The organism is bacterium (assembly GCA_018830565.1).
Lineage (GTDB): Bacteria > UBA9089 > JAHJRX01 > JAHJRX01 > JAHJRX01 > JAHJRX01.
This window is the reverse complement of the sequence record JAHJRX010000026.1, coordinates 1-10,121: the sequence shown is the minus strand read 5'-3', so window position 1 is coordinate 10,121 and position 10,121 is coordinate 1. Positions and strand designations below refer to the sequence as shown.

The 10,121-nt window shown below is 33.4% G+C and carries 8 protein-coding genes; 4 read left to right on the top strand and 4 right to left on the bottom strand.

Annotated features, from left to right (window positions below):
- Window positions 1–314 precede the first annotated feature (314 nt).
- From KJ849_02060 to hflX, 3 genes are all read left to right on the top strand, one after another.
- Window positions 315–518: a hypothetical protein gene (locus KJ849_02060; protein MBU2599345.1), complete on the top strand. Its 204-nt coding sequence runs from the start codon at window positions 315–317 to the stop codon at window positions 516–518.
- A 377-nt stretch (window positions 519–895) separates the two neighbouring features.
- On the top strand, window positions 896–2,206 hold the full coding sequence (locus tag KJ849_02055; protein MBU2599344.1) for a putative glycoside hydrolase family 15 protein: 1,311 nt from the start codon (window positions 896–898) through the stop codon (window positions 2,204–2,206).
- Between the two features lie 176 nt (window positions 2,207–2,382).
- Window positions 2,383–4,068, top strand: coding sequence for a GTPase HflX (hflX, locus tag KJ849_02050; protein ID MBU2599343.1), 1,686 nt, complete (start codon window positions 2,383–2,385; stop codon window positions 4,066–4,068).
- On the opposite strand, the gene KJ849_02045 is transcribed toward hflX, so the two are convergent.
- The 4 genes from KJ849_02045 to KJ849_02030 all read right to left on the bottom strand — a co-directional run bounded on the left by KJ849_02045 (window position 4,051) and on the right by KJ849_02030 (window position 9,673).
- Window positions 4,051–4,926, bottom strand: coding sequence for an OmpA family protein (locus KJ849_02045; GenBank protein MBU2599342.1), 876 nt, complete (start codon window positions 4,924–4,926; stop codon window positions 4,051–4,053). The genes hflX and KJ849_02045 overlap by 18 nt on opposite strands.
- Window positions 4,923–5,780, bottom strand: coding sequence for a flagellar motor stator protein MotA (gene motA / locus KJ849_02040; protein ID MBU2599341.1), 858 nt, complete (start codon window positions 5,778–5,780; stop codon window positions 4,923–4,925). Before motA ends, KJ849_02045 begins: the two co-directional genes overlap by 4 nt.
- A gap of 294 nt (window positions 5,781–6,074) precedes the next feature.
- Window positions 6,075–8,180 carry a GAF domain-containing protein gene (locus tag KJ849_02035; protein ID MBU2599340.1) on the bottom strand — a complete coding sequence of 702 codons (2,106 nt, stop codon included), beginning with the start codon at window positions 8,178–8,180 and terminating at the stop codon, window positions 6,075–6,077.
- Between the two features lie 104 nt (window positions 8,181–8,284).
- The gene (locus KJ849_02030) at window positions 8,285–9,673 is read right to left on the bottom strand and encodes a sigma-54 dependent transcriptional regulator (GenBank protein ID MBU2599339.1); all 1,389 of its coding nucleotides are present in this window, start codon (window positions 9,671–9,673) and stop codon (window positions 8,285–8,287) included.
- A gap of 307 nt (window positions 9,674–9,980) precedes the next feature.
- Here KJ849_02030 and KJ849_02025 point away from each other — a divergent pair.
- On the top strand, window positions 9,981–10,121 hold a 141-nt coding region (locus tag KJ849_02025), incomplete at its 3' end, for a pyridoxamine 5'-phosphate oxidase family protein (GenBank protein ID MBU2599338.1).

Below are 10,121 nucleotides of genomic sequence, written 5' to 3'. Positions count from 1 at the left end.
TAAGAAAGGTGCATATTCTTCCATTGGATCACCCTTGGAGGAAGTTTAAAATAAACCCATATAAAAGATCATTTTTATCTAATACAAAATAGGACATTTCTATTTAACGGAAAACAGGACATTTTCATTTTGCTGTTACAGATCAAGCTAAAATATTGACAAACTAAGGAATTGATGGTATAATTTAAAGAGATACGGAAAACAAGGAAGTAAATAAGTTAATTATTGAGCACAAGGAGGTTTTGGGTTCCAAGGATTGGAAAACAAAAGACTTATTTAATTTTTCAAGGAGGAAAGAAAGGAGGAAAATTAAGATGCCAGGAGTAAATCCAATCGGGAGTGCGATGCCTCAAGTGCCAGTAATTCCCCAAGAGAAGAGAGAAGAAGCACAAGTAGGAAAAAATCCTGCGGTTCCAGAGAAGGTAAGAGAAGCTGAAATTAGACCGATGGAACGAAAAGAACAAGGAAGCAGAGCCAAGCTTATGTGTAACGGAAGCAATATAGATGTAATTGGGTAATTTAATTTTAAAAGTAGTTTACTTAATAATTAAGTTTTTTAATGTTATTTTCTAATATTTAGATTTTGAAAGAATGATTAAGTGAATAAGCCATGAAAAAGGATGATCGTGTCATTTCTCATGGCTTATTTAGTTTAATTCTTGTTTCAATTAATCTTTATTTTTTGCTTTAGACCCAAGAGACCCAAGCAAAATAAGTTTGCGAAAAATGTTAAAGAAGCCTATAGACCTTAGACTATAGACTTAAGAGACTAAGGGAAGGTTTTTAGTCTAAGGTCTATAGGCTGTAATCTATCTAAAATTTTCGCCAACTAATTTTCACTAAGTATATCTGAGAAAGATAAGGAGCTATTCCTAAAGAAAAGACCAAAAGAAGTATGGATAAAAATAAAAAGAGATTTATTCTAACAGGGTTTATTTTTTTACCTTTGCTTGTCTTTATTTTATTGACTTCTTTTTTAAAAACAGCAGCTCAGACATTAAAAGAATCTAAATCTGTAAAATTAGAACATGGCTTTCCAAGGATTGTCTATGCAGTTCAAGTATTTAATTACACAGAAGAAAATCTTAAAAAGATTGCTTCCTATGATATCTTGGTTATTGGAGATATAGTCCAAGATGAAAGACCAGAAATATTTGATAAATTACGGCAATTTAATCCTACCATAAAGATTCTTGCCTATGTAGATCCTATAGAGATTCATGAAAGTGCAAAAAAACAAGAAAAACATACTATAGCTTACCAACGTTATAAAAGAGTTCCTGATTCTTGGTGGTTAAAAGATTCTTTTGGTTTTCAAGCTAAGGCATTTAAAGACCAATGGTTAGTAGATGTAACTAATAAATGCTCTTTAGATCAAGGAGAGCGGTGGAATACTTTTTTGCCAAAATTTATTCATCAAAGAGTAATGTCCGTAGGATGTTGGGACGGAATAATGTTTGACAATTGTTGGAAAAATGTAACTTCCCAAGTTAGAAATATAGACCAAAACAAGGATGGCAAAAAAGATGATCCTATCCAGCTTAATAAAGAATGGGCAGAAGGAATGGAAACTTTACTGAATTGTACTCGAAATAATGAAACCACTGACAAGTTTATCTTAAGTAATGTAGAATTCTTTTCTCCTGTTAATGGTATAGTGATAGAGGACATGGATAACTATGATTGGCATAAATCCTGGGAAAATGTAGTCAATAAGTATCATTATGTAATGAAGAATGCTGTTTTTCCTCAAGTATGTTTTTTACAAGTGGCCATCTATGAGGATGAACTTTCTACTTATCGAAAGGTAAGATTTGGACTTACTACCACCTTACTAAATAATGGTTATTTCTGTGTTAGCCAGATGCTCCACCGTGACCAGATAGTTTATGACCCTGGTAAGATTTGGTTTGATGAATTTGGGGGAATTAAAGGGTTAAAAAGAGGTTATCTTGGAAATCCTAAAACAGCTGCTTATCTTTATGAAGATCAGGTTTGGCGAAGGGATTTCGATCATGGAATTGTCTTGTGTAATCCATCCTATAAGGCAAAATTTGTTCATTTAGAGACTATTTATAAAAAGATTGATGGCCAGCAAGACAGAAGGGTAAATGATGGGTCATTAGTTTCCGCAGTAACTATCCCTCCCCAAGATGGTCTTATCTTACTAAGGAAACCAAACAATAGTAAGCAATCTGATAAATAACTTGACATAATAGTTGTATTTCCACCCCCTAACCCCCGCCAGCGGGGGACAGCCTCGAGCTTATCCCCCGCTGGCGGGGGTTAGGGGGTGGATTTTCCCTACGAGGTATGTCAACTTAATTAATGGATTACAAATAATAAGAGCTTATATGTTTTCTTAAGGCAGTTTTAGATTAAATGAAAGAAGTCTTTGGAAATATAATTGGCATTAAACCAAGTCAGATTAAACGACTTGAAAATATTTATAGAAGAAAGATAGATCCATCCCTTATTGTTCCACTAGATCTTGCCTCGTCTTTATTAGAGATTTCAAATGAAATAGGACGACAAGTAGGAATTCTTGTTAGTAGGGCTGGATATGTTGATTATGTAGCCGTGGGAGATTTCCATAAAATAGTTCTTCCAGATTTTGGAAGACTTCGAGTTGGAAGTGGAAGATTTAGAGGTTTAAGATTTATCCATACCCATTTAAACAGAGAACCTCTTAGTCGAGATGATTTAGTAGACTTGGTTATCCTACGATTAGATCTGATGGCTTCGATATCCCTTGATTTTTATCGTCAAGAACCACTAATCTCGATAGGTTATCTATTGCCTCAAAATTCAGAAGAAAAGTTTTGGAAGATAGTTGAACCTCAAAGTATATCTAAACTCAATCTGAACTTTATTGAATTTATCGAGGCTTTAGAAGAAGAATTTACGGCTAAATCTCTAATTTCAAGAAAAATTAAATCTTCCCAAGAAAGAGCTGTCTTAGTTCATGTGAGTGATGATTTTGATAGATTAGAAGCAGAAGAAGCCTTAAATGAATTAAAAGAGTTGGTCTGGACGGCAGGGGTAGAAGCAGTGGATACAGCCTTACAGTTTCGTAAAAAACTTGATCCTAAGTATTTGTTAGGCAAAGGCAAATTAGAGGATCTAGTCATAAAGAGCGTTCAATCCGAGGCGGATATAATTATTTTTAATCAAGATTTAACTCCAACCCAAGCCAGGATAATTAGTGAAATGACTGATTTAAAAGTGCTGGATCGGACGCAGCTCATCTTAGATATTTTTGCTCAGAGAGCTCAAAGTAGTGATGGAAAGATGCAGGTTGAGTTGGCTCAACTTAAGTATAGACTTCCAAGGTTAACTCGTTTAGATAATGGTTTAAGTCGTCTTACGGGAGGTATTGGCGGTCGAGGTCCTGGAGAGACAAAACTAGAAATAAGTCGCCGTCGGGTTAGAGAGCAGATCAGCCATTTAGAAACTAAACTTAAAAATAGCACTCTTAGCCGTAGAGAACGTCGAAAGAAAAGAAAGGATAATAAGATACCCATCGTAGCCATTATTGGCTATACAAATGCCGGGAAATCTACTCTCCTAAATGGCTTAACTTTGAGCCATGAGTATACTGACGATAAACTCTTTGCTACTTTAGATCCCCATGCTCGTCTTCTTTGTTTTAGGGGAGAAATGTCTCAAGATGATCATAAAATTTGGAACCTTGAAAAAATAATCTTAGTCGATACGGTTGGCTTTATTCGACATCTGCCTAAAGATCTCTTAGCTGCTTTTAGAGCTACTTTAGAAGAACTTGAAGATGCAGATTTCTTTCTTCATCTAGTAGACGGTTCTTTTTTTAAGTATTCCAAACATATTGAGATAGTAGAGGAAGTCTTGGTTGATTTGGGTTTGGCTAATATTCCTCAACTTTTAGTAATGAATAAGATTGATAAAATTACTCAAAAAGAGAAAGAGAAGTTTATTAGGCAGTATAATGGATTAGCTATTAGTGCTTTAAAAGGTGATGGCTTGGAAGAATTAAAGATGGAGTTAGCTAAGAGGTTGTGGTCAATTACTTCCTTATTGGGTAAGAAGTAAGACGGTAATCCTTCTGTTTTTTGAGTCATAAGGATTATCCTTTACCAGAAGCTCTGTGTCAGCATAACCTACTACTTGTTTAAATCGTTTGGCATCTATGCCATTAAGCTCAAGTTCTCTTCTTGCTTTTGAGGCTCTGGCTGTGGAAAGCTCCCAATTAGTATACTCAGCCGATACATAGGGGTGAGCATCAGTATGTCCTTCTATTATTAATTTATAATTAGTTCCCTTGATGTCCTCCGCTATCTTTCTAAGCATCTTCTTGGCATGGGGTGTAAGCTCAGGACTACCTTTGGGAAACAAGGGACTTCCTTCTGTCTCTGAAAGTTGAATCTTTACTCCCCTATTATCTGCTTCAATCTTTATCTGACTTCTATCAAGAGAAAGATTTTTAAGTTTTTCATCTAATCCCTCTTTAAGATTTTTAGCTGCTGGTGTTTCTTCTTTCTTCTTTAATTGTTCTTCTTTTTTCTTTAACTCTTTTTCCTTCTTCTCTAGTTCCTTTTCTTTCTCTTCCATGGCTTCTTGTTTTGTCTTTTCTAGTTTTTCCTTCTTTTCCAGGCCCTTTTCTGGTGTTTTACTTAAACATGGTTTTTCTGACAAAGCACCCTTTTCCATTACTGAAAAACTTGATTTTTCAAAGATACTAAAGGTTTGAAAATAAGAAGCTACCCCATCTCTTTGAGCTGGGGTGAGCATATTGATAAGCCACATCACAATAAAGAACAACATCATGGCGGTTACAAAGTCGGCGTAAGCTACTTTCCATGATCCACCATGACCACCACCATGACCACCTTTATTTACTTTTTTAATGATGATGATATTCTTCTTTTCTTCTTTTTCCTCTTCTTTCATTTAGGTCCTTCGCGCATTACTTGATCAAGCTCAACAAAAGTAGGTCTTTCTTCAGTAGGGATCACCCTTCTTCCAGCTTCTAAAGCTATCAGTGGAGCCATGCCACTGACATAAGAGACAAGGGCTATTTTTACCACATTAAAGAAGACTGATTTGCCAATAGCTATATGTCCCAAGTTTGCAGCTATGGGACCAAGAATACCATAACAACTAAGCACTCCAATCATTGTTCCTACCAGAGCAGCTGCAATATGATGACCAATGACCGTTGGTGGTTGGTCAATGACACCCATGGTAATGATCACTCCTAAAACGGCTGCTACGATACCAAGCCCTGGACAAGCATCAGCAATACTAGCCATAGCCATAGATGGAGCTACCGTGTCATGTTGAACAACTTCAATATCAACTTCTAATAATGATTCTAATTGATGAGCTGGCATATTAGTAGCGGTCATAATTACCCTTAGGTTATCGCAGATAAATAACAGGAGAAGCTTATTAGCTAAAATATGTCCATACTCTCTAAAGATGAGACTTTCTGTTGGATTTTCTATATCTCCTTCAATAGAGATAAGGCCATCTCTTTTTATCTTGATAAATATTCGATTTAATAAGGAGAATAATTCTAGATAAGATTCCTTACTTGAATGGGCGCCAAACATTTCTTTGAAACCGTTAATGAGAAGCTTTATGGTCTTCATTGGAGTAGCTGTTATTAAAGCGCCAGCACATGCTCCACCAATAATAACCAGCTCTGCTGGCTGGAAGAGCATATGGAAATTACCATGTTCTAAGAAAAATCCAAATCCTACACTTCCTAAAACTACAGCTAACCCTATAATAACAAGCATTATTTTAAGAAACTCCTCTTCTTTTTATTATTCTTTCAAGACTACTTTAAGAGACTTTAAAGTAGTCTTATTTTATAATACTATTTTTATGTTTGTCAATAATTCTTTTATAGTCATTGAAGTAGTTATTAACAAAAATTAGACATAGGGAATAATACCGAGCAATAAAAGATAAACTTGTTTAAAGTTAAATTAATTTGCTCTAAGTCAAATTTTCATTAATAAGTGCGATAAAGATTATTGGTAGATACACTTTAGGGATAATGAGAAATTATTTCTATGAAAAGAAAAAAATTAAATGACTAAAGGAAGTTGGATTTCAAAGGTAGTGCCTTGATTAACCTCACTGGTTACTTTAATCTCTCCCTGGTGTTCTCTAATAATCCTTTTACAAATAGAAAGTCCTAAGCCAGTTCCTTTCTCTTTGGTAGTATAAAAAGGTTCAAATATTTTAGAGAGATTTCCTTCGGGAATACCGCCACCGGTATCAGAAATTTTTAGACTTAAAAACCTTTCTTCTTGGCTTAAACTTACCCTCAATTGGCCTCCTTGGGGCATAGCTTGAACAGCATTAATAACAATATTCATAAAGACTTGTCTCAACTGACTACTTTCTCCTAAAACATAAGCTTCTTTTATAGAATAATCTTTAACTAAAGTAAGGTAGTGCTTAATAAATGTTTCTTCTAAGAGCAAGAGGAGTTCTTCTATGATCTTCCCGATCTCTACTTTTTGATATTGAAATTCTGAAGCTCGGCTAAAATTAAGTAATTTGTCTAAGAAGCTATTTAATTTTTTTACCTCGTTAGGAAGAATGCTTTTAATCTTTTCTTGAAAATTTTTATCTTCTATCTTTTCTTTTATTAATTGAGCAAAGACACTGATAGAGACTAAAGGATTTCTAATTTCATGAGCAATTTCAGAAACCAAAGTTCCTATGGTGGCTAATTTATCTGCTTGGTATAAATTTTCTTTCATCTTCTTCATTTCTTCTAAAAGCATCAGATTTTTAGTCGAAATGCTAATTTGCTCTTTGATAGACTTTAGGACATATAGATCGAGGGGGGTGTAAATAGATCTTATTTTATCACCTAAGCATAAAATACCAAACATTCTTTCCATAGAAGATAAAGGGATGCAAATAGCTACTTTACATTTCTTTAGCTCATTCATAATTACCAAGAGTTCTTCTTTAGAAAAATGAACAGATAGATCTTGACTCGACCAAATATCTAAGTCTTCTCTAATTAAAAGAGTGTCTTTTTGGCTTAAGTATCTGACTATACAATTATCCTCTTTAAAGATTAAATTTTTGTCTTTGTTATCCAAAGATGCCTTTGTTTCAAATAACTTACTTTCTTCGTTATAAAGTAAGATAAAACAATGGCTACATCTTAAAGTCTCGGATATCTCTTTGGTGGTAATGGAGAGAAGCTTGCTTAATTCAAAGATGTTACTTAACTTTTGGCTAAAATCTAATAAGAATGTAGGGGCATCATAATCAATCTTAAAGAATATTTTTTTACTAAAATAAGAAAATTTTTCCTTTAAGGGTTGAAATAGATAAGAGATAATAATAGCTACTAAGATAGTTACGAAGATAGATATTTCTGGTAATGTCTTAATAAAGAGTAGATAAGAAAGACCTACCACCACTATATAAGTAACTATAATAAACACACTTAATAAAAGATATAAGAAACTTTGCTCGAAGATGACTAAAGTGCTTATCGTTCCTCGACGAAGTATGGCAAAAGCAGTAATGGCCAAAGCTAATAAGTTAGCTATATTTCCGGTGGGAGAATAGTAATTGTATCCTAAAGTAGAAAATATAAAGGAGATAATGTTTAAAGAGCCTATCCCAAAACTTATTAACAAACAATACATCTGGTTTTTTTCAGTAGGGGATTTAGTTGTCTTATACTTTAAAGTTACTAAGTAAATAGCATAAAAGATAAAAGAAAAAGCTCCTAATAGATAAACTTGGTATAAATAGCCATTTACCGCTACATAGCCAAAAGGTTTTTGAATCATCTTAGTTACTAAGAGATGGGGAGAAGAAAGATTTATTCCCAAAAAGAATAAAGTAGAGATTCCATTTAAGATTAGAGCTATTTTTTCTTTAAGGGTATTAATCTTAGTAATATGGAAGGAAAAATAATGGAGAGCAAATGGAATAAGAATAATTCCGGTGCTTAAAATATAGTTATAGAGATAGGCGCTTTCAGCCCTTTGAGTAACCAGCTTTAAATAAGTGTTTAAACTAAAAAAGGCTAAAATTAAGCATAAAAGAGCAAAACTTTTATGGACCTGGCTCTTCTTACCTTTTGCATAAACAAAAGCTCCTAAGGATAAGTTTCCTATTACAGAGATAAGAGAAGGTAGCGGATAAAAATTCATCTGATAGCACCTATTAATGAAAATTTGACTTAGAGCCAATTAATTTATACCCAAGCGAGTTTATCTTTTATTGCTCGGTATTATTTCCCAATAGAAGGTTTTCGTTAATAACTACTATCAGCCTTATTCTTTATACCCAAAGAGTTTATCTTTTCTATTAAGGTAGTTCTGTGAATACCCAAGAGCTTAGCGGTCTTAGTTTGATTAAAGTTATTCTTCTTTAAGATATTTAAGATATATTGCTTTTCAAAACTTTCTTTGGCTTCCTTTAAAAGCAAATCCTCTTTAACTTTAATCTCTTCTTCGCCAGCTACTAGGATATCTAAGGGAAGTTGATGAACTTGAAGGGATTTTTCTTTACTTAAGACGATCATTCTTTCTATGATATTATTTAATTCTCTAACATTTCCAGGCCAAGAATAATTCATTAAGATATCAACAGCTTGGCCACTGATGCCTTTAATATCTTTATTAAATTTTTCATTAAAGTATTTTATAAAGTATTCAATTAAGAGAGGAATATCCTCCTTACGCTCTCTTAAAGGAGGAAGCTCTATAGGTATTACATTTAAACGATAGTATAGGTCTTCACGAAACCGGCTTTCTTCTACAGCTTTCTTTAAATTGGTATTAGTAGCTGAAATAATTCGAGCGTTAGTCCTGATAAGTTTTTCTCCTCCCACTCTTTCAAATTCTCGTTCTTGAAGAACACGGAGAAGCTTAGCTTGGATATCATATTTTAAACAACTTATCTCATCTAAAAATAGTGTTCCTTCGTTAGCTAATTCAAATTTACCAATCTTAGTAGTAATTGCTCCTGTGAAAGCTCCTTTTTCATGGCCAAAGAATTCACTCTCTAAAAGATTTTCAGGAATAGCGGCACAATTAACAGCAATAAAAGGTTTGCCTTTTCTAAGGCTATTAGAGTGAATAGTGCGAGAGATAAGTTCTTTGCCGGTACCACTTTCTCCTGTAATTAAGATAGTAGCGTCATTTTGGCAAATTTGGGTCATAAATTCAAAGATTTGGTGCATCTTAGAGCTTTTAGCAACAATACTTTCAAAAGCTAAAGGTCTTTCTTCTTCCTTTGTTGCTTTAAGATAGTTAACCTCTTTGGTTAAGTTATGTTTTTCTAAAGCTTTTTCAATAATTACTCTAATCTCTTCTACATTAAAAGGTTTATTTACATAATCATAAGCTCCTAAACGCATCGCTTCAACAGCGCTCTTGATTGTTTTTGTAGCGGTAATCATAATTACTTCCATATTTTTATCAATACTTTTAACTCTTTCTAAAACCTTAATTCCATCAATACCAGGAAGTCTGATATCCAATAAGATTAAATTTACTTCCTCGCTAATCACCTTTTTAATAGCTTCTTCGCCACTTTGAACTCCTTCTACTTTATATTTAGTTTCATCTAAAAGGAGTTTAAAAGATTCAATAATGCTTATTTCGTCATCAACTACTAAGATATAAGGTTGTTTATTCATCTTCATTTTCCTTTTAAAAAAATTAAATGCTACATTCAACCAGCAAATGCAACACTCGACTTAAAGACTTCTAATGGAGTCTGATAATTAAGGGATTTACGAAGTCTATTTTAGACTACCTAATCATTATAAAATTTGACAAAAGATAGTAAAACATATTATAATAAGATATGTTATAAATATTATAAAGTAAACATATAAATTTTTGTGAAAAAGTTTTTGGTTTAGACTCCATTAATTAAATGATATATTTACCATTTCTTTTAGGATTTCTAATTATAAATTAGAAATAAAAAAGGAGGAAAAAATGACACAGAAAGAGCTATTTGAATTTATCAACAAAAACATGTCTTGCACTTTGGCAACATGCGTTGATAACAAACCACATGTTCGGTGGATGTGGATGTATAGAGCCGACGAGAACGGGATTATATTTCACACTGGGGTT

What these genes read in the sequence shown, in the direction of transcription:
- KJ849_02045 (MBU2599342.1), bottom strand. Translation starts at nt 4,926, where the DNA reads ATGAAAGAAGAGGAAAAAGAAGAAAAGAAGAATATCATCATCATTAAA.
- KJ849_02030 (MBU2599339.1), bottom strand. Translation starts at nt 9,673, where the DNA reads ATGAATAAACAACCTTATATCTTAGTAGTTGATGACGAAATAAGCATT.
- hflX (MBU2599343.1), top strand. Translation starts at nt 2,383, where the DNA reads ATGAAAGAAGTCTTTGGAAATATAATTGGCATTAAACCAAGTCAGATT.
- KJ849_02060 (MBU2599345.1), top strand. Translation starts at nt 315, where the DNA reads ATGCCAGGAGTAAATCCAATCGGGAGTGCGATGCCTCAAGTGCCAGTA.
- motA (MBU2599341.1), bottom strand. Translation starts at nt 5,780, where the DNA reads ATGCTTGTTATTATAGGGTTAGCTGTAGTTTTAGGAAGTGTAGGATTT.
- KJ849_02035 (MBU2599340.1), bottom strand. Translation starts at nt 8,180, where the DNA reads ATGAATTTTTATCCGCTACCTTCTCTTATCTCTGTAATAGGAAACTTA.
- KJ849_02055 (MBU2599344.1), top strand. Translation starts at nt 896, where the DNA reads ATGGATAAAAATAAAAAGAGATTTATTCTAACAGGGTTTATTTTTTTA.